Raw genomic sequence first — 26,324 nt, 5'->3', positions numbered from 1 at the left:
GAAGGCCGGGCATGAAAGGTCGAATTACTCGGCCGCTTCCGACGTCGGCGCCGGTCCCACCTTGGAGTTGTGCAGGTCGACGTTGAGGCCGAGCGAGCGCATTTCCTTGACCAGCACGTTGAACGATTCCGGAATACCGGCCTCGAACGTGTCGTCGCCGCGCACGATCGCCTCGTACACCTTGGTGCGGCCGGCGACGTCGTCCGACTTCACCGTCAGCATTTCCTGGAGCGTGTACGCCGCGCCGTAAGCCTCGAGCGCCCACACTTCCATTTCGCCGAAGCGCTGACCGCCGAACTGCGCCTTGCCACCCAGCGGCTGCTGGGTCACGAGCGAGTACGGGCCGATCGAACGCGCGTGGATCTTGTCGTCCACGAGATGGTGCAGCTTGAGCATGTAGATGTAGCCCACCGTCACCTTACGATCGAACGCATCGCCGGTGCGGCCGTCATAGACGGTCGACTGACCCGAAGCGTCGAGACCGGCAAGCTTCAGCATCTCCTCGATGTCGGCTTCCTTTGCACCGTCGAACACCGGCGTTGCGATCGGCACGCCGCGGCTGAGGTTGTGGCCGAGCTCGAGCAGCTCATTGTCGTTGAGCGACTTGATGGTCTCGTCCTCGCCGTAGACCTTCTTCAAGGTTTCCTTCAGCGGCTTGATGTCCTGCTTCGACAGGTAGGCATCGACCGTCTGGCCGATACGCTTGCCGAGGCCGGCGCAGGCCCAGCCGAGATGGGTCTCGAGGATCTGTCCGACGTTCATGCGCGAGGGCACGCCCAGCGGATTGAGCACGATGTCGGCGTGCGTACCGTCCTCGAGGAACGGCATGTCCTCGATCGGCACGATCTTCGACACCACGCCCTTGTTGCCGTGACGGCCGGCCATCTTGTCGCCGGGCTGGATCTTGCGCTTCACCGCGACGAAGACCTTGACCATCTTCATCACGCCGGGCGGCAGCTCGTCGCCACGCTGCAGCTTCTCGACCTTGTCGAGGAAGCGCTGTTCGAGGCCCTTCTTCGACTCGTCGTACTGCTTCCGCATGGCCTCGATCTCGGCCATCAGCTTGTCGTTCGGCGAGGCGAACAGCCACCACTGCGACTTCGGGTACTCCTCGAGCACCGCACGGGTGATCTTGGTGTCCTTCTTGAAGCCCTTCGGACCGGCAATGCCCTGCCGCCCTTCGAGCAGCTCGGCAAGACGGTTGTAGACGTTGCGGTCCAGGATCGCCTGTTCGTCGTCGCGGTCCTTGGCCAGACGCTCGATCTCTTCCCGCTCGATCGCCAGCGCACGCTCGTCCTTATCGACGCCGTGGCGGTTGAACACGCGCACTTCCACGATCGTGCCCTGCACGCCCGGAGGAACGCGCAGCGAGGTGTCGCGAACGTCGGAGGCCTTTTCGCCGAAGATGGCGCGGAGGAGCTTTTCTTCCGGCGTCATCGGGCTCTCGCCCTTCGGCGTGATCTTGCCGACCAGGATGTCGCCGGCGCGCACTTCCGCACCAATGTAGACGATACCGGCTTCGTCGAGGTTCTTCAGCGCTTCTTCCGAAACGTTCGGAATGTCGCGGGTGATTTCCTCAGGCCCGAGCTTGGTGTCGCGGGCCATCACCTCGAACTCCTCGATGTGGATCGAGGTGAAGACGTCTTCCTTCACGATCCGCTCGGAGAGCAGGATCGAGTCTTCGAAGTTGTAGCCGTTCCACGGCATGAACGCGACGAGCACGTTCCGGCCGAGCGCGAGCTCGCCGAGATCGGTCGAGGGACCGTCGGCGATGATGTCGCCCTTCTTGACGATGTCGCCGACCTTCACCAGCGGACGCTGGTTGATGCAGGTCGACTGGTTGGAGCGCTGGTACTTCATCAGACGGTAGATATCGACGCCCGACTTGGTCGGATCGAGATCTTCCGTGGCGCGGATGACGACGCGGGTCGCGTCGATCTGGTCGATCACGCCCGAACGGCGCGCCGCGATCGCAGCGCCCGAGTCACGGGCAACGACGCCCTCCATGCCGGTACCGACGAACGGCGCCTCGGCGCGAACCAGCGGCACCGCCTGGCGCTGCATGTTCGAGCCCATCAGCGCGCGGTTGGCGTCGTCGTTCTCGAGGAACGGGATCAGCGCCGCGGCGACCGAAACGAGCTGCTTCGGCGACACGTCCATGTAGTCGACCTTGTCCGGCGTCACCGGCAAGACTTCGCCGGCGTGACGGCAGACCACGAGGTCTTCGGTGAAGCGGCCCTTCGGGTCGAGCGGCACGTTGGCCTGCGCGACCGTGTAGCGGCCCTCTTCCATCGCCGAGAGGTACACGACCTCGTCGGTGACGCGGCCGTCCTTGACCTTGCGGTACGGCGTCTCGACGAAGCCGTACTTGTTCACGCGCGCGAAGGTCGCGAGCGAGTTGATCAGGCCGATGTTCGGACCTTCCGGCGTCTCGATCGGGCAGATACGGCCGTAATGGGTCGGATGCACGTCGCGGACTTCGAAGCCGGCGCGCTCGCGGGTCAGACCGCCCGGTCCAAGCGCCGAGAGGCGGCGCTTGTGGGTGATCTCCGAGAGCGGGTTGGTCTGGTCCATGAACTGCGAGAGCTGCGAGGAGCCGAAGAACTCGCGCACGGCGGCAGCCGCGGGCTTCGCGTTGATCAGGTCCTGCGGCATGACCGTGTCGATGTCGACCGAGGACATGCGCTCCTTGATCGCGCGCTCCATGCGCAGGAGGCCGATGCGGTACTGGTTCTCCATGAGCTCGCCGACCGAGCGCACGCGGCGGTTGCCGAGATGGTCGATGTCGTCGATCTCGCCCTTGCCGTCGCGCAGGTCCACCAGCGTCTTGATGACGGAGAGGATGTCTTCCTTGCGCAGCGTGCGCTGGGTGTCGGGCGCATCGAGGTCGAGGCGCATGTTCATCTTGACGCGGCCGACCGCGGAGAGGTCGTAACGCTCGGCGTCGAAGAACAGCGACTGGAACATCGCCTGCGCCGAATCCAGCGTCGGCGGCTCGCCCGGACGCATCACGCGGTAGATGTCGAACAGCGCGTCTTCACGCGTCATGTTCTTGTCCGCCGAGAGCGTGTTGCGGATGTAGGGGCCGACATTGACGTGGTCGATGTCGAGCAGCGGCAGCTCCTTGTAGCCGTGCTCGTTGAGCGCCTTCATGTTCTTGTCGGTGATTTCCTCGCCGGCCTCGGCGTGGATCTCGCCGGTCTTTGGATTGACGAGGTCCTCGGCGAGGTAGTTGCCGACGAGTTCCTCATCCGACAAACGCAGCGCCTTCAGCCCCTTCTCCTGGAGCTGGCGGGCGGCACGGACGGTGAGCTTCTTGCCGGCCTCGAGCACGACCTTGCCGGTGTCGGCATCGATCAGGTCGTTGACGGTCGAGTAGCCGCGGAAGCGGTTGGCGTCGAACGGAACGCGCCAGCCTTCCTTGGTCCGCTTGTAGAGAATCTTCTTATAGAACGTGGACAGGATCGCCTCGCCGTCGAGGCCGAGGGCGAACATCAGCGACGTCACCGGAATCTTGCGGCGACGGTCGATACGCGCATAGACGATGTCCTTGGCGTCGAACTCGATGTCGAGCCAGGAGCCGCGGTACGGGATCACGCGGGCGGCGAACAGCAGCTTGCCCGAGGAGTGCGTCTTGCCCTTGTCGTGGTCGAAGAACACGCCCGGCGAACGGTGCATCTGCGAGACGATGACGCGCTCGGTGCCGTTGACGATGAAGGTGCCGTTCATCGTCATGAGCGGGATGTCGCCCATGTAGACGTCCTGCTCCTTGATGTCCTTGACCGACTTCGCGCCGGTTTCCTCGTCGATATCGAACACGATGAGGCGCAGCGTCACCTTCAGCGGCGCAGCGAAGGTCATGCCGCGCTGGCGGCACTCGTCGACGTCGTATTTCGGCTGCTCGAACTCGTAGCGGACGAATTCCAGCATCGAGGTGCCCGAGAAGTCCGAGATCGGGAACACCGAGCGGAACACCGCCTGCAGACCCTCGTCGAGGCGCCCGCCCTGGGGTTCGTCGACCATCAGGAACTGGTCATAGGACGCCTTCTGAACCTCGATGAGGTTCGGCATCTCGGCGACTTCCTTGATGTGTCCGAAGAACTTGCGAACGCGTTTGCGACCGGTGAATGTCTGCTGCGCCATCGTGGCCTCTCATTTCGTCGCCCGCTCTGGGCGCGCCGTCCGGAACGCGGCTGCCGCCGCTCCCCGGGTTGAATTTTTCGAACCCGTTTTGGGGGTCGGAAAACTCAGGTTCAGGCGGGAATGTCCTGAATCTGTTCTTCAGACCTTCAAAACGCAAAACGACGCGCGGGGCGCTAGCGCGCGCCCGCCCGTCACAACGATCGTCTTCACGGACTGCAAAAGCCCGAAATAGCCTGCTCTCCCAACGGCTTACAGGAAAATCCGGCTTCCCTGCCCACCGCGCTTTCGTGCTGCCGACCCGATATGGGGCGACAATAGTGCAGATTCGAGGGTTAAACCCGCAAATCCCCACACTTTTTCGTGTTCGGCCCGCGTCGGCTCGTTCCGTCGCACGCCTTTTGCATCCGGACCACCCCGATTGAGGGCGGACCAGGATCCCGGGCCGAGCCGATGCCCGCCCGGGATCCCCGCCAGTAAGCAGTGCTTACTTGAGCTCGACCTTGGCGCCAGCCTTCTCGAGCTGGGCCTTGATCTTGTCGGCTTCGTCCTTGTTCACGCCTTCCTTCAGCGGCTTCGGAGCACCCTCGACGAGGTCCTTTGCTTCCTTCAGGCCGAGACCGGTGATGGCGCGGACTTCCTTGATGACTTCGATCTTCTTGTCGCCAGCCGAGGCGAGAACGACCGTGAACTCGGTCTTCTCTTCCGCCGGAGCGGCAGCAGCGCCACCGCCAGCCGGGCCGGCCACGGCGACAGCCGCGGCAGCCGAAACGCCCCACTTCTCTTCGAGGAGCTTCGCGAGTTCGGCAGCTTCGAGCACGGTGAGGCTCGAGAGGTCGTCAACGATCTTCTGCAAGTCAGCCATTGTTCAGTTTCCTTACGTGTAAGTCTGGTTCGGGTTTGAGTTTTGCGAAGGGCGTCAGGCCGCTTCGCCCTTTGAGGCATGAGCCTGGATGACGCGCGCGAGCTTGCCCGCGGGCGCGTTGGCGAGCTGAGCGAGCTTGGTCGCCGGGGCCACAAGCAGGCCGACGATCTTGCCGCGCAGTTCATCAAGCGACGGCAGCGAGGCAAGCGCCTTCACGCTGTCGACATTCAGGACGGTCTTTCCCATCGAGCCGCCAATGATGACGAACTTTTCGTTCGCCTTGGCGAATTCGACGGCGACCTTTGGCGCCGCTACCGGATCGTTCGAAGTGGCGATCACGGTCGGTCCCTTCAGCATGGGGCCGATGGCAACGACGTCAGTGCCTTCAAGAGCAATTTTGGCGAGACGGTTCTTCGAGACCTTCACCGATGCACCCGCCTGCTTCATCTGCTGGCGCAGCTTCTGCATCTGGGCGACGGTGAGGCCGGAATATTGGGCAACGACCGCGACGCTCGTGGTCTTGAAGACCCCGTTGAGCTGTTCGACCGCTTCCTTTTTTGCCGCTCGTTCCACAGCAAGCTCTTTCCGGTTGGCGGTCATCGCAAGAAGCGGGACCGCCGGGTTGCACCCATCGTCCCACCCAAAACCTGAACCTCGGGGTCAAAACCCCCAGGACACGCGCCGGGCGAGACGACAATTCAAAGCCTGCCCTCCGGGAGCCCATCAGAGCCCACGGCGTGTCGAGGTCCGAACCAGACCCTTTTCGCAGAGCCAGCCCTTAAAGCTGGATACGAAGTGAAATCCGGTCTTCACCCGTCTATGCAGGCCATGCGATTAAGCCGTTGAGAAATCTAGATTTCCCGCGGGCGCCTGCAGTCTTGGACAGGACGAGGTCAGCCGGCGAACCGCCCGACCCCTGCCCGCATCCCAGCCAACCGACGGATTTTCCTTCCTTTTCCGGCAAATCCTCGCGGACGTCCTGAAAAGGAATGATCTCCTGTCTGTCGGGTTTTCGGAATGCGTGCACGAACGCGCCAGCCGAGGCCGGCACGTCCGGAGGCGGTTCTTTAACCGCTCTGTGCCGGCTTGCCAAGAGCAAAATTCACACCAGTTCCAATCCGTTGCCGGCGGGGCTTGAACCGAGGCAAAAGGCACGTTTCCGCCGAAGGTTAGGGAACCCTTTTCACACGACGGCGCATCGGAACACACGCCTTACGGATCGGACAAGGTCTTTCAGCTACAGGTTGAGCCCCTTCCCGTCCAGGGACCAGATTCGAATCAAGCATGACCCGGCACATCGTCACCCTAATCATCGGTCTGGTGATCCTGGCTGCCGTCTTCGGGGCGTTGGGAACCAGTTCGTTTCCGGTGCTGGCCCTCGCCTTTCTCATGCACATCATCGTGGGCGGCCTCAACATTGTCTGGATGATCGTGGTCCTGGGCATGATGATGTATGGCGCGCTCCGGAAACATCCCGGCCTGATCGCCGCCCCCCCGGTGTTCTTCGCAATCTGGTTCGGCGCATCAGTCTGGAGCCGCTATCACGTCGAGGCGACCACCGACCCCGCCCTCGCCGTCCGCACGATCCCGGCCGAATTAATGTCCATTCGTACCGTCACCTTGGTGACCCCAGGGGTCCGGGGCTGCTGCGGTCAGATCACGCTGCTCGCCGACGGCCTGGTCGATCGCTACGTCCACGCCACTGACGACGAGAAAGGCCATATCGGCCCCATCCGGATGACCGAGCTTGCCGCAGCCAAGGATTGCACCGGCGACGAGCTGCGCAACTCGGAACTCCTGCAACGCGCAGGGCGCATCGGCGAATGCCTGAAGACAGCGACGATCGACGCCATCCCTGACGGCCTCGTGGTTCGCATGAAGCCCAGGCCCTATTACCCGATGGTCGGCTGCTGCACCGTCGGCACGCTCAATGTCCGGCAGAACGGCGAAGAACACGTGGCTGCGACCTGGCACTCTGGCCGTCGCCTCGTGCTCAGCTATGCTCCCCTGTTCGGGCAGCCCAACCTGCCGGACCCGACATTGTCGCTGTGGGAGGGATTTTCGGGCGGTCCATCGCAAATGGTCTGGATCGGAGGCCCCACCTTCACCGGCGAAGACCTCGCGGCTGCCGTCTACGGCATCGACTGGGCCGCACCGCCGAAGACACCCGATCTCAGCACTGCCGAGTTGATCCGCCGCGCTGTCGAGATTTCGAGGGGGCCGACCCGCACCGCCGCGCTCGACATCGCCCTGACGGTGCAGGCCAAGGGCGGCATCGACGACGAACTGCTCGGCGTGATGGCGTCATTCATCGAGCTGTCGAGCTTTCCCAGCAACGTCCGCGAAGCTCTGCAGAAATTCTGGTACAAGCTCGACCCCGGCCGGCAGCGCAAATTCGTCGACCTGATCGTCACGCGGATGCAGGACCCCGCCGTCGGCTTCGATTACAACGACGTCATGCTGCCGTTCCCTTGGGATGCTGAGAAATATCCCGGCGTCGCGGATCAGGCCGCGCGGATCTTCGCGGAACGAGGCGACCTGAAGACGTGGGAATATGAACTGGCGCTGCGCCTCGCCAACAAGACGGCCTATCAATCAGATCAATATGTGGAGGAACAGCGCCAGCGCTTTCGTGTGATACGCGACGACGCCAGCGATGCCTTCGTCAGCCGCGTGCTGGCGTTCAAACGGGTCTACCTCATTCGCAATGAGGAGGAGCGCGAGTTCCTTGCTCAGCAGCTCGATCGCGCCCCCGATGCGCGACTCGAGCAGTTCCTGCAAGCCGCGGGCTGGAACAGCCCTTATCCCGCCCTGACGCCCATGACCCGGATGCTTCGCGAACGCGCGGCGGCGCGCATTGCCTCGGTGAAAGACGACAAGCTACGGCGCGAGTTGCAGGACAAATTTCGCTTCGATCGCGCCCGCTAGGATTTGACCCCATAAGGCAGCGGCTTGCCCTCGAAGAATGCGGTGAGGTTCGCCAGCACGCAGTTCTGCATGGCGACGTGCGATTCCAGGGTGTGGCCACCGATATGGGGGGCGAACACGACGTTGGGGAGCGCGGTCAGGGCGTCGGGCGCGTGCGGTTCCTTCTCGAAGACGTCGAGGCCGGCGCCGGCGATGGTCTTGTCGGTCAGCGCCGCGACCAGGGCATTCTGGTCGATGACGGAGCCCCGCGAAATGTTGACGACATAGCCGTCGGCGCCGAGGCGCCCCAGGATATCGGCGTTGACGACGTGCTGGGTCTCGGACCCTGCCCGCACCGCGATCATCAGCACGCTGCACCAGTCGGCCAGCGCCTCCAGCGACGGGAAATATTGATAGGGCAGATCGTATCTGGTGCGGCTGAAATAGCCGACCTCGCTCTCGAAGGCGGCGCAGCGCGCCGCGATCTTGCGGCCGATCTCGCCCATGCCGTAGACGCCGATGCGGCGGCCGGGCATGCCGGCCTGCGGGCGCATCATCGGCGATTGCTTCGAGGCGGCCCAGTCGCCGCTGCGGACATATTGATCGGCGACCAGGATCCGCCGGGTCGTCGCCAGCATCAGGGTCATCGCGATGTCGGCGACGGACGCCGCATTGGCGCCGGGGCTGTGGCCGACCGCGATGTTGCGTGCGGCGGCGGCCTTCAGGTCGACGCCGTCATAACCGGTGCCGTAGCAGACGATGGTCCCGAGCTTTGGAAACTGGTCCATCGCTTCCGCGCCGAGCGGCGAGCCGCCTGCGGTGAGCAGCGCACGGATGCCACTCAACTCCTCTGTCGGAAACATTTCATGCGCCGGCTTGCCACCAGTGTCGAGCAGCTCGAACCGTTCGGCGAAACGCGCCATCATCGTCTTGGGAAAGCGCGAAAAGATCAGGACCTTGTCAGCCATTGTTCTTGTTTCCGGTGAGCCCCGCCACAAACGACGAGGGGCGGAATCGGTTGCCCAATTCCGCCCCTCGCCTCATTCAAATTTCCAAACCTCAGCCGAGAATGGTGCCCGGCTCGACCTTCACGCCGGGGCCCATCGTCGAGGACACCGCAACGCGCTGGATGTAGGTACCCTTGGAACCGGCCGGCTTCGCCTTCGAGACGGCATCGGCCAGAGCCTTGATGTTCTCGACCAGCTTCTCCTCGGAGAACGAGGCCTTGCCGACGCCGGCCTGCAAGATGCCGGCCTTCTCGACCCGGAACTCGACCGAGCCGCCCTTGGCACCCTTCACCGCACCGGTGACGTCCATGGTCACGGTGCCGATCTTCGGGTTCGGCATCAGGCCGCGCGGGCCGAGCACCTTACCGAGACGGCCGACCAGCGGCATCATGTCGGGGGTGGCGATGCAGCGGTCGAAATCAATCGCGCCGTTCTGCACCTTCTCGACCAGGTCTTCGGCGCCGACGACGTCGGCACCTGCGGCCTTGGCTTCGTCAGCCTTGGCGCCGCGGGCGAACACGCCGACGCGGAGCGTACGGCCGGTGCCGTTCGGCAGGGTCACGACGCCGCGGACCATCTGGTCGGCGTGACGCGGATCGACGCCGAGATTGATCGCGACCTCGATGGTCTCGTCGAACTTCGCCTTGGCGCGTTCCTTGACCATCTTGATGGCGTCCGCGAGCGGGTAAAGCTTTTCGCGGTCAACACCTTCGCGGGCTTTGTTCAAACGCTTTCCGATTGCCATGACCGCTTACCCCGCCACTTCCAGACCCATCGAGCGGGCAGAGCCCTCGACCATCTTCATGGCCGATTCGATGGTGTCGCAATTGAGATCCTTCATCTTCTTCTCGGCGATCTCGCGCACCTGCGCCTTGGTCACCTTGCCGGCCTTGTCACGGCCCGGCGCCTTCGAGCCGGACTGGATCTTGGCAGCCTGCTTGAGGAAGAAGGACATCGGAGGGGTCTTCATCTCGAACGTGAACGAACGATCGGCGTAGATCGTGATCACGACGGGAATCGGGGTGTTCTTCTCTTCCTTCTGGGTCTGCGCGTTGAACGCCTTGCAGAACTCCATGATGTTGAGACCGCGCTGACCGAGCGCGGGACCGATCGGGGGCGAAGGATTCGCCGCACCGGCCGGGACCTGAAGCTTCAGGTATCCGGTCACTTTCTTTGCCATGTATCACTCCTGTTGTGCCGGCAGGGCCGGCGGTTTCAGGTTCGTGGTCGGGACCGATGTGCGGCTGGCAACCGCCCTCGTCCTCCCACGGCCTCTTGTCGCGCGAGGCCCGAAAGCCTCACGCCTCGTCCGGTCAGACCTTCTCGACCTGACCGAATTCCAGCTCGACCGGCGTGGCACGGCCGAAGATCGACACCGCGACCTTCACGCGCGAGCGCGCCTCGTCGATTTCCTCGACCACACCCGAGAACGAGGCGAACGGGCCGTCGGCCACGCGCACGTTCTCGCCGATCTCGAACGACACCGACGCTTTCGGCCGTTCCACGCCCTCCTGCACCTGATGCAGGATGCGCATCGCCTCGGCTTCCGAGATCGGCATCGGCTTGTTTTCCGCGCCGAGGAAGCCCGTCACCTTCGGCGTGTTCTTGATCAGATGGAACGCCTCGTCGGTCAGCTTCATCTTCACCAGCACGTAGCCCGGGAAGAACTTGCGCTCGGCGTCGATCTTGCGGCCGCGGCGCACTTCCGTGACCTTCTCGGTCGGAACCAGCACCAGCTCGAACAGCTCCTCGAGCCCGCGCTGCTTGGCCTGCTCGCGGATCGATTCGGCGACCTTCTTCTCGAAGTTCGAGTAGGCGTGGACGATGTACCAGCGCTTGTCGGACAGTTGAGCGGTTGCTGTAGCCATCAGTGGATGCCCAGAAGGAAGGTGATGAGGACGCGGATGATCTGGTCGGCGGCGAAGAAGAACACCGAGGCGACCGCGACCATGACGAACACCATGATGGTGGTGATCGTGGTCTCGCGACGGGTCGGCCAGGTGACCTTGGCGGTCTCCGAGCGTACTTCCTGCAAGAACTTGAACGGGCTGACTGCCATCGCCTAGGGTCCAGCGTCCGTCGATAGACGCAAATGAATTTCAGGGATCCGAACAGCCGCCGTTGGCCCAGCCCTCTGTCTCGAAGGATGAGCCGGAAACCGGGCTCGATTGTTCGGGGATTTAAAAGCCGCGCCGGAGATCCGCGTCTAACGGGCCGGCTGCGAGTGCGGGGTATCTACTGCGGATGGGACCAAAGGTCAAGGTCGTGGCAGCCCGGGCGAGCAGACCGCCCTCCTCCGGGCGGCCCTGCAGAGCCCATGCGGATCAAGGGCTTATCCAACCCCGCCGGTGCCGGCGCCGGCCGGTATCCGGCGGAACGCCCACGACCGGGCGCCCGCCTGCCGGCCCGGCCCTATCAGTCGGCCCGGTCGACCATGGAAATGCCGGGCAGCGGCACCACGAACTTTCCGCCCTCGGCAAAATAGCGGGCGTGCTTGGCCCGGATCGGGTCGACATAGCGCCAGGCGAAGACGACGACGAAGGCCGGCTTGCGCTCGTAAAGGGCGGCGGGCGGCAGGATCGGGATGTCGTATCCCGGGCCGGCCATCACGTTCCCCTTCTTCGGATCGTCGTCCACGAGGAAGTCGATCTTGTTCTCCAGGCCGAACTGCGGCAGCAGCGTCGTGGTACCGACCGAGACGCCGTAGCCGGCAACCGACTGACCGCGCGCATGGGCGGCATCCGCCATCGCAACCAGTTCGTTGCGGATGTCGGCGATTCTCTTCACATAGGGGGCGTAATAAGCCGGCTGATCGACACCGAGCTTGTCCTCCTCGGCAACAAAGCGCGCAACTTCCGCGGACGGCTTCTTCGGGCCGCCGGCGCGCTGCACCGTGACGCGGATCGAGCCGCCCTTGGTCCAGATGTGCTGGACGTCGATCAGCTCCATGCCCAGCCGGGCAAAGAAACGGATCAGCGGCTTGATGTTAAAATACGACAGATGCTCGTGATAGACGGTGTCGAGAAGGTTCTTCTCGGTGACGTCGACGCCATATTGCGTCTCGAACACGAACAATCCGTCCGGCGCCAGCACGTCGCGAACGCCGATCACCAGCGGATCGAGATTGTCGACATTGGCGATCATGTTGTTGGCGATCACGACGCTGGCCGCGCCATGGCTCTGAAGGATGCGGTGACCGATCACGTCGGTGAAGAAATCGCCGATGGTCTCGATCCCCGCCTCCGTCGCGCGCCGCGCAATGTCGACGGCGGGATCGACGCCCAGCACCCGCATGCCGCGCTCCTTGAAGTAGCCGAGCAGCGATCCGTCGTTGCTGCCGAGTTCGACGACCAGCGAGCCCGGCGCGATCCCGAAGCGGCTGACGACGTCGTTGGCATAACCGGCGAAGTGCTCGCGCAGACCGAGCGAGAGCGAGGTCGTGTAGACGTAATTGCGGTACTGGACCTCGGGATTGCCGACATGGAGGATCTGAAGGTGGCCGCAATCCCTGCACAGGTGCAGCGCCATCGGCACCGCGGCCCGGAAAACCGGATCGTCAACGCTGGCGTTCGGCACCTGGAAGTTCGGCGTGCCGATGGGCATGCCGGCCATCGGAACGACCAGCTCCTGCTTGTCGGAATGGCAGAGACGGCAGGTATGGCGGACGTAGAACAGGTTTTGCATCAGAGGACCGGAAAACGGAGATGTGCGTGCGAGCGGGTCGAACCCGCCCTGTGAAGATCAGATCGACGGCAATGGTTCAAGAGTGTCAAGGGTGGCTCGATACCTCCTCGGCCTTTGCCAGCCCGTAATTCGGCGATTCTTCCGCAGCATTTGCTGCCTTGTCCGCCGAATAGGAACCGCGCTCCGGACTTGCCAGCCAGATCACGCCGCCAGCCAGACCGATGATCACGCTAACGCCACCAAGCAGAATCGAGACCGACAGCGCTTCCTCGGACGGAATGCCGGCGAGGCCGAGACAGGCGACCATCGCGCCCTCGCGAACGCCCCAGCCGCTGATCGAGATCGGAACCGCCGTCAGGAGAACCACCGGCGGAATCAGGATGCCGGCATCCACGACGGAGAGTTGCGCCCCCACGCCGCGCGCCAGGGCATAGCAGGCTGTCGCGGTCACGAGATGGATGAAGAGCGCCGAACCGAACAGCAAGCCGCGATGCTCGGATCGAAGCAGCAGAAACCTGACCAGCGTGCCGAAGCGGACGAAGCTTGCGATCGCGGGAAACGCGATGAGGCGCTTGGGCAGGCGATCAAGCGTCAGCAGGACCACGGTCCCGGCGACGCCCGCCAGCGTCAGCGCGCCGATCGCCAGAATCGCGGCCTCGTTGGAGACGCGCGACATCAGGAACGGAAATCCCGCCACCATCAGCACGATCAGTCCGATCAACGCCGTGAAGCGGTCCGCCGCAACGCCCTTGACCGCCTCGGGCCACTGCACGCCGCGCTGGCGCAGCATCCACATCCGAACGGCGTCGCCGCCCACCGACGACGGCAATACCTGGTTGAACCAGAGGCTGATCATCAGGATCCGCCAGCCGGCGAGCCAGTCCAGCGACACGCCGAGCGCGCGCATGATCAGCTCCCACCGGCCGTTGAGCGCGAAGGTCTGAAGGAAGATCAGCGCCAACGCGAGAATGAACAGGGAGGGATCGACTGAGACGAGATGGCTGCGCAACCGGTTCAGATCGAGACCGCGTGCGATGTAGACGAGCACGGTGATCGACAGCAGGAGCTTCACCGAGAACAGGGCCGCCTGCTTGAACCGCGACTGCATCGATGCCTGCCTCAGGATGCCGGATATTCCGCGCGACCGATGACGAGGTCGATCGCGGCCATCATCCAGAACTGGTGCGTGGTCTCGACGATGTTGTAGCTGCGGCTGTCCACCCAGAAGTTGACGTCGCCGAGATTGCGCAACGGATTTTCCGCATTCATCCCCGACAGCGTGATCACGCCGAGCTTCATCGTCCGCGCCTGCGCTACCGCGTTGATGATGTTCTTCGACCGCCCCGACGAGCTGATCGCGACGAGACAGTCGCCGGCACGCGCGCTCAGCCGCACCGCATGCGCAATCCAGTCCTCGAAGCCGTAATCGTTGGCAAGGCACGACATCATGCTTGCATCGCTGAAGCACAGCGCGGGCACCGATGCGTTCTTCGCCAGGTCGATCGCCAGATGAGAAGCGATGCCCGCCGAGCCGCCATTGCCGATGAAGATGACGCGGCCGCCCTGCTCGCGCGCGCGCAACCAGGCCGCGCGGGTGGCCGATATCTGGGCGAAGACAGCGTCGTCGACAGCCGTCGCGCGATGAAGCCGCCCCATGTAATCGACGAGGAAAGCCTTGTGATCGGGATCAACGGACTCGGTGGGCATGGGCTCGCGGCTCGGCTGCAATGTGGGCGTGTGATACCGGCTATTACTAGGGATTGCAAAGGTATAATACTTGCCAAACTTGCGCGTGGCTGGTAACCGGCTTCGGGTTTCACTCAACATTGGCGAGCCTGTTTCGCTGGGCATTCGCATCACGGATGTTCCCCATGAAATGCATCGTTACTGGCGGCGCCGGATTCATTGGAAGCCACCTTGTCGATCGTCTCCTCGACGACGGACATGAGGTGATTGCGCTCGACAATTTCGTCATTGGCCGTCCCGAAAATCTGTCCTCGCACGCCAATTCGAATCGCTTGAAGGTCGTGCGCGCCGACGTCACCGACCTCGAGCAGATCCGCCCGTATTTCCACGGTGTCGACTGGGTCTTTCATCTCGCCGCGCTCGCCGACATCGTGCCCTCGATCGAATCGCCGATGCCGTATCACCGCGCCAATGTCGACGGCACCGTCAACGTGCTCGAGGCCGCGCGGCATGCGGGCGCCCGCCGGTTCGTCTATGCGGCGTCGTCGTCCTGCTACGGCATCCCCGATGCCTATCCGACGGCGGAGAGCGCCGAGATCCGGCCGATGTATCCCTACGCGCTGACCAAGAATCTCGGCGAGCAGTGCGTCATGCATTGGTGCCAGGTCTATAAGCTGCCTGCGATCGCGCTGCGCCTGTTCAACGTCTACGGACCGCGTCATCGCACCACGGGTACCTACGGCGCCGTGTTCGGCGTGTTCATGGCGCAGAAGCTTGCCGGCAAGCCGTTCACGGTGGTCGGCGACGGCGAGCAGACCCGCGATTTCACCTTCGTCAGCGATGTCGCCGACGCCTTCGTCACGGCCGCGCAGTCCGACGTCTCGCACGAGATCTTCAACGTCGGCTCGGACAACACCTACAGCGTCAACCGGCTTGTCGAGCTGCTCGGCGGCGACAAGGTCCACATTCCCAAGCGTCCCGGCGAGCCCGACTGCACCTACGCCGACATCACCAAGATCAAGCGGGTCCTGAACTGGGCCCCGAAGGTGAAGTTCGAGGACGGCGTCGCGACGATGCTGAAGTCGATGGACCAGTACAAGGACGCTCCGCTGTGGACGGTCGACAAGATCGCCGATGCCACCAAGGACTGGTTCAAGTATCTCGGCGACGACAAGGATGCGGCGTCCGGCACGCCGAAGGCAAGCTATTGAACAGGTTCGCCGGGTATCGTTGCCGCGAATCGATCAATTTCGGACCGTCCGGCTGATGCCGGCCGGCACTTTGGGTAATTAACATGGGTCATACTCCGACAAACAAGGCAGCGGTCCATCCGGCACCGCACGAGAAGATCAAGTCGCTCGATGAGCTCGGCGCGATCGCGCGGGCCGCTCAGGCCGAGGGCCGCACCGTCGCGCTCTGCCACGGCGTGTTCGATCTCGTGCATCTGGGGCACGTCCGGCACATTCTGGCTGCACGCAACGAGGGGGACGTGGTCATCGTGACCATCACCGCCGACCGTTTCGTCAACAAGGGTCCCGGGCGACCGATCTTTCCGGAGAACATGCGCGCCGAGATGCTGGCGGCACTCGGCACGGTCGACTTCGTCGGCATCAACCGGACCTCCAGCGCCGAGCCGGTCCTCGATACCGTTCGCCCCGACATCTATGTGAAGGGCTCGGACTACGAAAACCCTGAAGATGACGTCACCGGCAAGATCGCCACCGAGCGCGATGCCGTCGAGCGCCATGGCGGACGGATCGTCTTCACGCGCGACGTGACCTTCAGCTCGTCGACGCTGCTGAACCGCTATTTCGACATCTACGATCCCCCTCTGCGCGACTACCTGCAGAAGGTGCGCGAGGGTGGCGGCGCCGAACGCCTGCTGAACCTGATCGACAAGATCCAGAACATGCACGTCGTGCTGGTCGGAGATACGATCATCGACGAGTACCAGTACGTCACGGCGCTCGGAAAGGCCTCGAAGGAAAACATCGTCGCGACCCTGTTCAAGAACGGCGAGCAGTTTGCCGGCGGCGTCATCGCCGCGGCCAATCACGTCGCGAGCTTCTGCAAGTCGGTCGAGATCGTCACGACGCTCGGTGGCAACGACTACCCCGAAGAGTTCATTCGCGCGCATGTCCGCCCGAACGTCACGCTGACGCCGATCCGCATTCAGGGCCGTCCGACCACCCGCAAGCTGCGCTACGTCGAGATGGGCTACCTGCACAAGCTGTTCGAAGTCTACACGATGGACGACACGCCGCTCGACGAGGCCGCGCGCAATGAGATCGACCGCGTGACCGCCGAGCGCGTGCGCGGGGCGGACGTGGTCATCGTCACCGATTTCGGCCACGGCATGATCGCATCCAGCACGATCGACACGCTGATCGCGAACTCCAAGTTCCTGGCCGTCAACGCCCAGAGCAACAGCGGAAATCACGGCTACAATCTGGTCACGAAATATCCGCGCGCCGACTACATCTGCATCGACGCGCCGGAAGCGCGGCTGGCCGCCACCGACAAGTTCAACGACATCGCCTCCGTGATCGAGAACGGCCTGCACGCCAAGATCGATTGCGACAACATGATCATCACGCACGGCTCCTTCGGCTGCTACCCCTTCTCGGCCAAGACCGGCGTGGCGCGCGTGCCCGCATTCACCAAGACCGTCGTCGACACCGTCGGCGCCGGCGACGCCTTCCTGACCATCACGGCGCCGCTGGTGGCGGCCGGCGGCAACATCGAGGACGTCGCCTTCATCGGTAACGCAGCCGGCGCCATCAAGGTCGGCATCGTCGGCCACCGCAGCTCGGTCGAGAAGGCGCCGCTGGTCAAGTTTGTCACCGCGTTGTTGAAGTAGCGCGACCGAAAAATCTGGAGAACGACAGTGATTGATCAGAAATGGAACGTGATGGTCACCGGTGGCGCCGGCTATGTCGGCAGCGTGCTGGTTCCCCAGTTGCTCGCGGCCGGCCACAAGGTCACCGTGCTCGACCTCTTCATGTACGGCGACGACGTCTTCAATACCGTTCGTGACAATCCCAACCTTCGCCTGATCAAGGGCGACATCCGCGACGAGGCCGCGATCAACGAGGCCCTGCGCGGCAACAACGCGGTGATCCACCTCGCCTGCATTTCCAACGACCCCTCGTTCGAGCTCGACCCGGGACTCGGCAAGTCGATCAACTACGACTGCTTCCGGCCGATGGTGCGCGCGGCGAAGAAGGCCGGCATCAAGCGCTTCATCTATGCGTCCTCCTCCAGCGTCTACGGCATCAAGGACGAGGCCGAGGTGACCGAGGAGCTGTCCTGCGAGCCGCTGACCGACTATTCGAAGTTCAAGGCGATGTGCGAGACGGACCTTGCCGACGAGGCGGCCTCCGGCTTCGTCACCTGCACCGTGCGCCCCGCCACCGTGTGCGGCTACGCACCGCGGCAGCGGCTCGACGTCGTCGTCAACATCCTGACCAACCTTGCGGTCAACACCGGCCGCATCCGCGTGTTCGGCGGATCGCAGAAGCGGCCCAACCTGCACATTCAGGACATGTCGGCGGCCTATCTGTTCCTGCTCCAGCAGGATGACGCGAAGATCGACGGCAAGACCTACAATATCGGCTACGAGAACCACTCGCTGATGAAGATCGCCGACATCGTCAAATCGGTGGTCGGCAACAACGTCGACGTGGCGGTCGAGCCGACTGACGATCTGCGCTCCTACCACGTCTCCTCGGAGAAGATCCGCCGCGAGCTCGGCTTCGCCCCGACGCACACGATCGAGCAGGCCGTCTCCGGCCTGGTGGACGCCTTCAAGTCCGGTCGCCTGCCGGACTCGCTGAACAATCCCCGGTACTTCAACATCAAGATGATGCAGAACATCAGCCTGAAGTGAGCGGCGTGCGGATCGGCATCGATTTCGACAATACGATCATCTGCTACGACAAGGTCTTTGCCGATGTCGCGCGCCAGCGTGCCCTGCTGCCCGAGGGATGGGCGGGACTGAAAACCGACGTGCGGGACTATCTGCGGTCCCGCCCGGGCGGAGAACTGGCCTGGCAGGGGCTTCAGGGCTTCGTCTACGGCAAAGGTATCGGCGGCGCCGAGATCTATCCCGGCGTTCGCGAATTCTTCGCCGCCTGCCGGCAGGCCGGCGCCAGCGTCTGCATCGTCAGCCACAAGACCCAGTTCGGCCATCAGGACCCGGACCGCGTCGATCTGCGCGACGCCGCGCGCGGCTGGCTGCGCGGTGCGGGCCTGATCGATGCGCCCGATGCGGCGATCTCGCTCGGCGAGGTCTATTTCGAAGCGACGCTGGCGGCAAAGGTCGAACGGCTCGCAAGCCTCGACCTCGACATCTTCATCGACGACCTCGTCGATGTGTTCGAGCAGCCGCATTTCCCGAAGACGACGCGCGCGATCCTGTTCACGCGGTCGCAGTCCCCTCACCCCGAGCACTGCGAACCGATCGCGACATGGGCCGATATCCGCCGCGAGGTCTTCGCGGCATGAGCGAGCCCGACATCAGCACGCCGGATGCGATCGCGATCGGCAGCCGCCTTGCCGGCACGCGGGCCGCGTCCGCCCAGCCGGCACGGTCCGGCAGCAACAACAGGGTGTTTCGGCTGGAGATGGCCGAGGGGCCGCCGCTCGCTCTCAAGCACTATCCCTCCGACGGGCGCGATCGCCTGGGTCAGGAATACGACGCGCTCTCGTTTCTGTCGCAGCATGGCATCACATCCACACCGCGGCCGATCGCCAAGGACGTCGATGCGAACTGCGCGCTGTATCAATGGTTCGACGGCGAGGCGGCGGTGCTGCGCCCGCAAGCCGGCGATGCGGATCAGCTCGCCGACTTCCTGATCGAGCTTCAGAAGCTGCGCGACGCCGAGGGCGCGCAGACCTTGCGGAACGCGTCAGCCGCCATCTTCTCGCCCGAGGAGACGATCGCCCAGTACGAGCAGCGCCTGGACGGGCTGCGGCGGGCCTCCAATGATCATCCGGACCTGCGCGCATTCATCGACGGCAGCCTGGTTCCCAGCACCGACATCGCCATCCGGCAGCTCCGCCGGCGCTACGCGGAACTGGGCCGGGATCCCGCGGCGGACCTTGCGCCCGCGCATCGCGCGCTGAGCCCGTCCGACTTCGGACTGCACAACGCCCTGCGCGGCGAAGACGGCCGCCTGCGCTTCATCGACTTCGAATATTTCGGCTGGGACGATCCGGTCAAACTCCTGTCCGACACCGCGATCCACCCGGGTAGCGATCTACCCGTAAACGACGCGAATCGCCTGATCGAACGCCTCACGCAAGCCTTCTCGGCTAGGGATGACGCGTTTGCGGTCCGCCGAGACGTACTGTATCCTCTGTTTGGGGCGATTTGGTGCCTAATTGTCCTGAATGCTTATTTGCCGGAAAGCCGCTCCCGGCGCGCCCTGGCTGCGCAAGGAGGCGATCTGACGGTCCGCCTTGCCGGTCAGCTCGACAAAGCCCGCCGGCTCCATCAAACGATTTGCCAACGTGATCCAGACCTCACCCCACGCTGAAGCCGCCCTCACCTGCACGCTGGACGAGCGCAGTCTCTACCTGCGTCGCCTGGTCCTCGGTTCTGTCCGCTCCGCGGGACGCGGCCATGTCGGCCCTGCCCTGTCGCTGATCGAGATGGTCCGCGTCCTCTACGACGACGTGCTGCGGATCGATCCGAAGAATCCGCGCGATCCGAACCGCGACCGCGCCATCCTCAGCAAGGGACATGGTTGCCTCGCGCTCTATGCGCTGCTGGCCGATCGCGGTTTCTTCCCGCTGTCGGAGCTGGACGGCTTCTGCGGGCCCGACAGCATCCTCGGCGGACATCCCGAATACGGCATGGTGCCGGGCGTCGAGGCGTCGACCGGCGCGCTCGGGCATGGCCTCTCGATCGGCGTCGGCCTCGCACTTGCCGCGCGGATGCGCGAGCGCAGCTACCGAACCTTCGTCCTGCTCGGCGACGGCGAGATCAACGAAGGATCGGTGTGGGAAGCTGCGATGGGCGCAGCCAAGCACGGGCTCGACAATCTGGTTGCGATGATCGACTACAACAAGCTGCAGAGCTATGGCCCCACCGACTACGTGCTGCCGCTGGAGCCGCTTGCTGACAAGTGGCGCAGCTTCGGCTTCGCCGTGCAGGAGGTGAACGGCCACGACGTCGGCGCCCTGCGCACCGTGCTCAAGCAGATCCCGCCCGTTGCCGGCAAGCCCACCGCAATCATCTGCCATACCGTCAAGGGCAAGGGTCTTCCGGCTGCGGAATCCAACGCCGATTGGCATCACAAGAACAAGCTGTCCGACAGCGAGCTCGACGCCATCCGCGTCGCTGTCGGCGATTTTTGATCGGCTCCCCATGCGCAACACCGCGATGAACATGGTCCACAAGCTCGCCGCGCGCGACGAGCGTGTGCTCTACATCGGCTCCGATCCCGGCGCCGGCACCTTGCGCAACATGAGCAAGGAGTTTCCGAAGCGCCATTTGATCGAGGGCATTTCGGAAGCGCACATCATCGGCATGTCGGCCGGCCTCGCGATGGAAGGTTTTGTTCCTTACGTGAACACCATCGCGACCTTCCTGACCCGGCGCTGCTACGAGCAGGTGGCGGTCGACCTCTGCCTGCACAATCTGCCGGTGCGCCTGATCGCCAATGGCGGCGGCCTCGTCTATGCGCCGCTCGGCCCCACCCACCAGGCGATCGAGGACATCGCCATCATGCGGGCGCTGCCCAACATGACGGTGATCTGCCCGTGCGATGCCGACGAAGCGGCCCGCATGATGGAACAGACGCTGGACTGGAAGGGCCCGATCTATATCCGGCTCGGCAAGGGCGGTGACGCCGTCGTCTCCAAGGCCGAGCACGGCTTCGAGATCGGCAAGGCCATCCTGATGCGGCCGCCCGGCGACGTCGTGATGGTCACCACGGGCATCATGCTCCAGCGCGCCCTCGCCGCGGCCGACCTGCTGGCCGCGCAAGGCATCCGTGCGGGCATCCTGCACATGCATACGGTCAAGCCGCTCGACACCGAGGCGCTGCTGCAGGCGGTGCGCGCGACGCGCCTCCTGGTGACGCTCGAGGAGCACGTCCCCTCCGGCGGCCTCGGCAGTGCGGTCGCCGAGACGCTGATCGACAAGCTCGGCTCCGGCCTGCCCGCGATGCTTCGGCTGTCGCTGCCGGACCGCTTCATGCACAATTACGGCTCGCAGGACTCGCTGCTGAAGAAGCACGGGCTCTCCGCCAACGCCATTGCGACCTCGATCGAGCACGCGCTCGCGGCGTCGCGCACCTCCTCTCCTCAACTCCATTCCACCTGACGGGCCCCATGTACGACGTTCGATATTCCTACCTGCTCGAGCAATTCTCCGATCCCGCCCCGATCCTCGCCGAGATCGGCCGACTGGTCGCGACCGGTGATTTCACCCTTGGCAAGCCCGTCGCCGAATTCGAGAAGCGCTTTGCCGAGCTGATCGGCGTGCGTCACGCCATCGGCGTCGGATCAGGCACCGATGCGCTCAAGCTGCCGCTCAAGGCGCTCGGCATCGGCCATGGCGACGAGGTCATCACCGCCGCCAACACCTTCATCGCCACCGTCGGCGCCATCGCGGAGACCGGGGCTACGCCCGTGCTGGTCGACTGCGACGACTCCTTCTGCATGAATGTCGACCAGGTCGAGGCCGCCATCACCAAGAAGACCAAGGCGATCATGCCGGTGCAGTTGACCGGCGAGGTCACCGACATGGGCAAGCTGATGCCGATCGCCCAGCGCCACAACCTTCCCGTGGTCGAGGACGCCTGCCAGGGCATCCTGTCGGAGTTCGCGGGCAAGCGCTCCGGCACCCACGGCATCGCGGCCGGCTTCTCCCTGCATCCGCTCAAGAACCTCAACGTCTGGGGCGACGCCGGCGTCGTCGTCACCAACGACGACGCCATGAACGAGAAGCTCCGCCTGATCCGCAACCACGGCATGAAGAATCGCGACGAGATCTCGATCCTCGGCTGCAATTCGCGGCTCGATTCACTGCAGGCCGTCGTCGGCAACTGGCTGATCGGCCATACCGGCGAGATCACGCGCCGCCGGATCGAGAACGCAGCCTATTACGATGCGGGCCTTGCCGGCCTGCCGGGCCTGCGCGTTCCGGCGCGCCGTCCCAACGTGAAGCACGTCTACCACCTCTACATGGTGTTCGCCGAGCGTCGCGACGAGCTCTACAAGTACTGCCTGGACAACGGCATCGAGGCCAAGATCCACTACCCGATCCCGCTGTATCAGCAGGAAGGTCTCAAGCATCTCGGTTACGCGCCGGGCACCTTCCCGGTCACCGACCGACATGCCAAGGAAGTCATCAGCTTCCCGGTCGACCAGCATCTGACGCGCGCGCAGCAGGATCGCGTCATCGAGACCGTCAGGAAGTTCTGCCATGGACGCTGACACCGGCCGCCGCCGCATCGGTTACGTCAATCTTCCCGCACAATTCGAGGAAGAGCGCACCGAGATCATGCAGGCGGTCGAGGGCGTGTTCTCCCGCGGAGACTTCATCGGCGGCGCGGCGGTCGGCAAGCTCGAGGAAGAGCTGTCCGCCTATCTCGGCTCGCCGCACGTCGTGACGCTGAACTCCGGCACCGACGCGCTGATCCTCGCCTTGCGCGCGCTCGACATCGGTCCCGGCGACGAGGTCATCACCCCGCCGAATTCGTTCGTGGCATCGACCGCCGCGATCATCGCGGTCGGCGCGACGCCGGTGTTTGCCGACGTGCTGCCGGACCAGAACATCGATCCCGCCGCAGTCGAGGCCGCAATTACCCCGCGCACCAAGGCGATCATGCCGGTGCACCTGACCGGCCGCATGGCCGACATGAACCCGCTGATGGCGCTCGCGAGCAAGCACGCGCTCGCCGTGATCGAGGACAGCGCCCAGGCCGTCGGCTCGACCTATGACGGCCGCATGAGCGGCACCATGGGAACGTTCGGCTGCTTCTCCGCGCATCCGCTGAAGAACCTCAATGCCGCGGGCGATGCCGGCTTCCTCGTCACCGCCGACGCCGACATGGCCGCACGCATCCGCCGCCTGCGCAATCATGGCCTGATCAACCGCAGCGACGTCCAGGAATGGGGCCTTGTGTCGCGGCTCGACACGCTGCAGGCCGACGTGCTGCGCATCCGCCTGCGCAATCTGCCCTCGGTGATCGAACGCCGGCGGCGCAACGCCGCGCAATACCGCGCCGAGCTCGCAGGGTTGCCGCTGTTCATTCCGCCCTGCCGCAACATCGAGTTCAACACCTTCCACACCTTCGTCGTGCAGACCGATCGTCGCAACGACTTCCAGAAATATCTTGCCGACAAGGGCATCGAGACCGCGATCCACTATCCGGTCCCGATCCACCTCCAGCCGGCCGCCGCGCATCTCGGTCACGGGCGCGGCGCGTTTCCGGTCACCGAACGGCAGGCGGACCAGATCCTCACGCTTCCCATCAACCAGTTCCTCTCGGCCGCCGACATCAGCTATATCTGCGCGACCGCGCGGGAGTACTTCGCATGACGGATACGGACTTCCTCCAGGCCGATGAGCAGGCGCTGGCGCAGCGCTTCATCGACAACGGCTTCGTCACCACGCCGGCCGACGACCGCGCCGGGCTCGACCGGATCCAGCGGCGCGCCGCAGAGCTGGCCGCCGACTATCTGAAGCTGCCGCACAGCAACGATCCCTATGCGATGCTCGACGGCATCCATACCCGCGTGAGCGTCGACGATCTCAACGGCCTGCGGCTGCACGTCTTCAACGGCCTCAACGCCGAGCCCTGGTTCCGGCCGACCTATTTCCGCCTGGCACGCTCGACGATCGAAACCATCGTCGGCAACGAGCTCTGCATGCAGCGCCGCGTCAATCTCAGCATCCAGATGCCCGGCGACGATTCCTCGCTGCTTGCCACCCATTCCGACGTCTGGTCGGGGGACTCGCCGTTCGAGGTCGTGGTGTGGGTGCCGCTGGTGGACGTTCACCGCACCAAGGCGATGTATCTGCTGCCGCCGTCGCTGAACGGCGACATGCAGGACCGGATGGCAAGCCTGCGCAGCGCCGAGGAGCTGTACAAGACGATCAAGCCGCACGCGACCTTCATCGAAATTCCCTACGGTCACGTGATGCTGTTCAATCAGACCCTGATGCACGGCAATCGCGTCAACGAAGAGCCCGGCACGCGCTGGAGCATGAACTGCCGGTTCAAGAGCATCATGTCGCCCTACGCGGACAAGCGCTTCGGCGAATTCTTCGAGCCGATCCTGCTGCGTCCGGCGACGCGCGTCGGCATGCAATACAAGCTGCCGGGAGGCTTCCATGGCTGAGCGAGCCGGCCATCGCGGCTATATCGGCGCCCGCCCGCTGAACGGCAGCCGCTCCCCGCAGCACGTCCAGAACATCGTGATCCGCGACTATGCACGGCGCAAGAACCTGCAATATCTGCTCAGCGCCGTCGAGCATATCATGCCGGGCAGCTACATGGTGCTCGAGGACATCCTCGACGAGCTCCCGCGGCTGAATGGCCTGATCCTCTACAGCATCTTCATGCTGCCGCCCGACGAGGCACGGCGACGGGAAATCTACGACCGCGTGCTGCGCGAGGGCTGCGACCTGCACGCCGCCGTCGAGGAAATCACACTGTCCTCGCAGAAGGACATCCAGGCCGTCGAGGATATCCTGCTCGTCAATAAATACGCGACCATCCTGTGACGATGCCGCGCTCCGGTTAACGACCATGGCCGAGGTCAACCTGCTCCAGCCGATGCACGCTTCGACCAAGCGGAACTATGTTCAGCGCGTGGTCGAGCATGACAAGGCGGACTCGGCGACCGTTGCGCGGCAATGGGGACGCGACTACTGGGACGGCGACCGGCGCTACGGCTATGGCGGCTACCGCTATGACGGACGGTGGCGTCCGCTCGCCCAGACCCTGATCGACCGCTATGGCATCAAGCCCGGCATGAGCGTGCTCGATGTCGGCTGCGGCAAGGGTTATTTGCTCTACGAGTTCAGCCAGCTCGTCCCCGATCTCACCATCGCCGGCATCGACATCTCCGACTACGGCATCGCCAACGCCAAGGAGGAGGTGCGGCCGCAGCTGAAGGTCGGCAGCGCCGTCGAGCTCCCCTACCCCGACCACAGCTTCGATCTCGTGGTGTCGCTCGGCGTGTTGCACAATCTCCCGCTCGAGGACGTCTTCCGCGCGGTGGGCGAGATCGAGCGCGTCGGACGCGGCACCTCGAAATACCTGATGGTGGAATCGTTCCGCAACGAGCGCGAGAAGGCGAACCTCCTCTACTGGCAGCTCACCTGCCTGAGCTTCCACGGCCCGCAGACATGGGCCTGGATCTATGACAAATGCGGCTATCGGGGCGACCATGGGTTCATCTTCTTCGAATGAGACGGCGCGTTCGCGCACGGCGACTTCGCTCCGTGCGCAGAACCCGGAAGTCTACTATTCCGACGACGCCATCGTCACCGCGGACGATGCCACGATCGGCGAGCTGAAGCGGATCGCCGCCGGCAACCCGCGCCTGCGCAGCCGCCTGTGCACGCATCCCGATCCCTCCTCCGGCCTGCACGAGATGCTGATCGTGCATCACCGCGAGGCCTATGTCCGGCCCCACAAGCATCTCGGCAAACCTGAATCGTTTCACGTGATCGAGGGCACCGCGCAGGTGGTGATCTTCGAGGATGACGGCAGCATCCGCGATGTGCTCGAGATGGCGCCCTACGGCCAGGGCAAGCGCTGCTATTATCGCATGCCGGAAAAGGTCTTCCACTCGATCCTGATCACCTCGGAATGGCTGGTGTTTCACGAAACCACCGCCGGCCCGTTCGATCCGGCCCGCACGGAATTTCCCGACTGGGCCCCCGATGGCAGCGACGCTGCTGCGGTCCAGGACTACGTGGCGAGGATGGGGGCGCTCGCCGCCGGGCATCTGACAAGGAAATAGACTTCGACGACGACCGCTTCTCACCGACCCCGCCTTGAATCTTC

The 26,324-nt window shown here is 64.1% G+C and carries 25 protein-coding genes; 14 read left to right on the top strand and 11 right to left on the bottom strand.

Going from position 1 to position 26,324, the window contains the following annotated elements:
• Nucleotides 1–24 precede the first annotated feature (24 nt).
• The 3 genes from rpoB to rplJ form a co-directional block, all read right to left on the bottom strand.
• On the bottom strand, nucleotides 25–4,143 hold the full coding sequence (gene rpoB / locus JQ617_RS02950; protein ID WP_063682745.1) for a DNA-directed RNA polymerase subunit beta: 4,119 nt from the start codon (nucleotides 4,141–4,143) through the stop codon (nucleotides 25–27).
• A 484-nt stretch (nucleotides 4,144–4,627) separates the two neighbouring features.
• A complete protein-coding gene (gene rplL / locus JQ617_RS02945; RefSeq protein ID WP_063682744.1) occupies nucleotides 4,628–5,005 on the bottom strand; it encodes a 50S ribosomal protein L7/L12 in 378 nt (125 codons plus the stop codon).
• A gap of 54 nt (nucleotides 5,006–5,059) precedes the next feature.
• The gene (rplJ, locus tag JQ617_RS02940; RefSeq protein ID WP_063684765.1) at nucleotides 5,060–5,578 is read right to left on the bottom strand and encodes a 50S ribosomal protein L10; all 519 of its coding nucleotides are present in this window, start codon (nucleotides 5,576–5,578) and stop codon (nucleotides 5,060–5,062) included.
• A 711-nt stretch (nucleotides 5,579–6,289) separates the two neighbouring features.
• Here rplJ and JQ617_RS02935 point away from each other — a divergent pair.
• Nucleotides 6,290–7,933 (top strand): hypothetical protein, encoded by a 1,644-nt coding sequence (locus JQ617_RS02935; protein ID WP_212024305.1) that lies wholly within the window; start codon nucleotides 6,290–6,292, stop codon nucleotides 7,931–7,933.
• On the opposite strand, the gene JQ617_RS02930 is transcribed toward JQ617_RS02935, so the two are convergent.
• From JQ617_RS02930 to JQ617_RS02895, 8 genes are all read right to left on the bottom strand, one after another.
• On the bottom strand, nucleotides 7,930–8,880 hold the full coding sequence (locus tag JQ617_RS02930; RefSeq protein WP_212024303.1) for a 2-hydroxyacid dehydrogenase: 951 nt from the start codon (nucleotides 8,878–8,880) through the stop codon (nucleotides 7,930–7,932). The two genes, JQ617_RS02935 and JQ617_RS02930, sit on opposite strands and share 4 nt — an antisense overlap.
• A gap of 91 nt (nucleotides 8,881–8,971) precedes the next feature.
• The gene (gene rplA, locus JQ617_RS02925; RefSeq protein WP_063682741.1) at nucleotides 8,972–9,664 is read right to left on the bottom strand and encodes a 50S ribosomal protein L1; all 693 of its coding nucleotides are present in this window, start codon (nucleotides 9,662–9,664) and stop codon (nucleotides 8,972–8,974) included.
• Nucleotides 9,665–9,670: 6 nt separating this feature from the next.
• Nucleotides 9,671–10,099: a 50S ribosomal protein L11 gene (rplK, locus tag JQ617_RS02920; protein ID WP_008136439.1), complete on the bottom strand. Its 429-nt coding sequence runs from the start codon at nucleotides 10,097–10,099 to the stop codon at nucleotides 9,671–9,673.
• 133 nt (nucleotides 10,100–10,232) lie between these two features.
• Nucleotides 10,233–10,787: a transcription termination/antitermination protein NusG gene (gene nusG, locus JQ617_RS02915; RefSeq protein ID WP_007602985.1), complete on the bottom strand. Its 555-nt coding sequence runs from the start codon at nucleotides 10,785–10,787 to the stop codon at nucleotides 10,233–10,235.
• The gene (gene secE / locus JQ617_RS02910; RefSeq protein ID WP_063682740.1) at nucleotides 10,787–10,978 is read right to left on the bottom strand and encodes a preprotein translocase subunit SecE; all 192 of its coding nucleotides are present in this window, start codon (nucleotides 10,976–10,978) and stop codon (nucleotides 10,787–10,789) included. Before secE ends, nusG begins: the two co-directional genes overlap by 1 nt.
• 356 nt (nucleotides 10,979–11,334) lie before the next feature.
• Nucleotides 11,335–12,603 carry a class I SAM-dependent methyltransferase gene (locus JQ617_RS02905; RefSeq protein ID WP_212024301.1) on the bottom strand — a complete coding sequence of 423 codons (1,269 nt, stop codon included), beginning with the start codon at nucleotides 12,601–12,603 and terminating at the stop codon, nucleotides 11,335–11,337.
• Nucleotides 12,604–12,688: 85 nt separating this feature from the next.
• The gene (locus JQ617_RS02900) at nucleotides 12,689–13,711 is read right to left on the bottom strand and encodes a lysylphosphatidylglycerol synthase transmembrane domain-containing protein (RefSeq protein ID WP_212024299.1); all 1,023 of its coding nucleotides are present in this window, start codon (nucleotides 13,709–13,711) and stop codon (nucleotides 12,689–12,691) included.
• 11 nt (nucleotides 13,712–13,722) lie between these two features.
• The gene (locus JQ617_RS02895) at nucleotides 13,723–14,310 is read right to left on the bottom strand and encodes an SIS domain-containing protein (protein ID WP_063682737.1); all 588 of its coding nucleotides are present in this window, start codon (nucleotides 14,308–14,310) and stop codon (nucleotides 13,723–13,725) included.
• A gap of 164 nt (nucleotides 14,311–14,474) precedes the next feature.
• Between JQ617_RS02895 and JQ617_RS02890 the strand changes: the two genes are divergently transcribed.
• The 13 genes from JQ617_RS02890 to JQ617_RS02830 all read left to right on the top strand — a co-directional run bounded on the left by JQ617_RS02890 (nucleotide 14,475) and on the right by JQ617_RS02830 (nucleotide 26,280).
• The gene (locus JQ617_RS02890; RefSeq protein ID WP_212024297.1) at nucleotides 14,475–15,500 is read left to right on the top strand and encodes an SDR family oxidoreductase; all 1,026 of its coding nucleotides are present in this window, start codon (nucleotides 14,475–14,477) and stop codon (nucleotides 15,498–15,500) included.
• An 83-nt stretch (nucleotides 15,501–15,583) separates the two neighbouring features.
• Complete coding sequence (locus tag JQ617_RS02885) at nucleotides 15,584–17,149, top strand: PfkB family carbohydrate kinase (RefSeq protein ID WP_212024295.1); 1,566 nt, start codon at nucleotides 15,584–15,586, stop codon at nucleotides 17,147–17,149.
• A 27-nt stretch (nucleotides 17,150–17,176) separates the two neighbouring features.
• Entirely contained in the window at nucleotides 17,177–18,178 is a 1,002-nt protein-coding gene (locus JQ617_RS02880; protein WP_063682735.1) for an NAD-dependent epimerase/dehydratase family protein, read from the top strand.
• A gap of 5 nt (nucleotides 18,179–18,183) precedes the next feature.
• A complete protein-coding gene (locus tag JQ617_RS02875) occupies nucleotides 18,184–18,795 on the top strand; it encodes an HAD family hydrolase (RefSeq protein WP_249156592.1) in 612 nt (203 codons plus the stop codon).
• A complete protein-coding gene (locus JQ617_RS02870; protein ID WP_249156590.1) occupies nucleotides 18,792–19,829 on the top strand; it encodes an aminoglycoside phosphotransferase family protein in 1,038 nt (345 codons plus the stop codon). Before JQ617_RS02875 ends, JQ617_RS02870 begins: the two co-directional genes overlap by 4 nt.
• On the top strand, nucleotides 19,804–20,652 hold the full coding sequence (locus JQ617_RS02865; RefSeq protein WP_145660412.1) for a transketolase: 849 nt from the start codon (nucleotides 19,804–19,806) through the stop codon (nucleotides 20,650–20,652). The genes JQ617_RS02870 and JQ617_RS02865 overlap by 26 nt, the downstream gene beginning before the upstream one ends.
• Nucleotides 20,653–20,662: 10 nt before the next feature.
• The gene (locus JQ617_RS02860) at nucleotides 20,663–21,622 is read left to right on the top strand and encodes a transketolase family protein (RefSeq protein WP_145660415.1); all 960 of its coding nucleotides are present in this window, start codon (nucleotides 20,663–20,665) and stop codon (nucleotides 21,620–21,622) included.
• 8 nt (nucleotides 21,623–21,630) lie between these two features.
• The gene (locus tag JQ617_RS02855; RefSeq protein WP_212024289.1) at nucleotides 21,631–22,737 is read left to right on the top strand and encodes a DegT/DnrJ/EryC1/StrS family aminotransferase; all 1,107 of its coding nucleotides are present in this window, start codon (nucleotides 21,631–21,633) and stop codon (nucleotides 22,735–22,737) included.
• Nucleotides 22,727–23,845: a DegT/DnrJ/EryC1/StrS family aminotransferase gene (locus JQ617_RS02850; RefSeq protein WP_212024287.1), complete on the top strand. Its 1,119-nt coding sequence runs from the start codon at nucleotides 22,727–22,729 to the stop codon at nucleotides 23,843–23,845. Before JQ617_RS02855 ends, JQ617_RS02850 begins: the two co-directional genes overlap by 11 nt.
• Nucleotides 23,842–24,648 carry a sporadic carbohydrate cluster 2OG-Fe(II) oxygenase gene (locus tag JQ617_RS02845; RefSeq protein WP_212024285.1) on the top strand — a complete coding sequence of 269 codons (807 nt, stop codon included), beginning with the start codon at nucleotides 23,842–23,844 and terminating at the stop codon, nucleotides 24,646–24,648. Before JQ617_RS02850 ends, JQ617_RS02845 begins: the two co-directional genes overlap by 4 nt.
• Nucleotides 24,641–25,033 carry an LIC12192 family sporadic carbohydrate cluster protein gene (locus tag JQ617_RS02840; RefSeq protein WP_212024283.1) on the top strand — a complete coding sequence of 131 codons (393 nt, stop codon included), beginning with the start codon at nucleotides 24,641–24,643 and terminating at the stop codon, nucleotides 25,031–25,033. Before JQ617_RS02845 ends, JQ617_RS02840 begins: the two co-directional genes overlap by 8 nt.
• Before the next feature lie 25 nt (nucleotides 25,034–25,058).
• Nucleotides 25,059–25,724 carry a class I SAM-dependent methyltransferase gene (locus JQ617_RS02835; protein WP_212024281.1) on the top strand — a complete coding sequence of 222 codons (666 nt, stop codon included), beginning with the start codon at nucleotides 25,059–25,061 and terminating at the stop codon, nucleotides 25,722–25,724.
• Nucleotides 25,702–26,280: a WbuC family cupin fold metalloprotein gene (locus tag JQ617_RS02830; RefSeq protein WP_212024279.1), complete on the top strand. Its 579-nt coding sequence runs from the start codon at nucleotides 25,702–25,704 to the stop codon at nucleotides 26,278–26,280. The genes JQ617_RS02835 and JQ617_RS02830 overlap by 23 nt, the downstream gene beginning before the upstream one ends.
• Nucleotides 26,281–26,324 lie beyond the last annotated feature (44 nt).

Source organism: Bradyrhizobium sp. KB893862 SZCCT0404 (assembly GCF_018130885.1).
GTDB lineage: Bacteria > Pseudomonadota > Alphaproteobacteria > Rhizobiales > Xanthobacteraceae > Bradyrhizobium > Bradyrhizobium stylosanthis.
The sequence above is the reverse complement of the archived record's forward strand: the minus strand, read 5'-3'. Positions and strand labels throughout refer to the sequence as shown.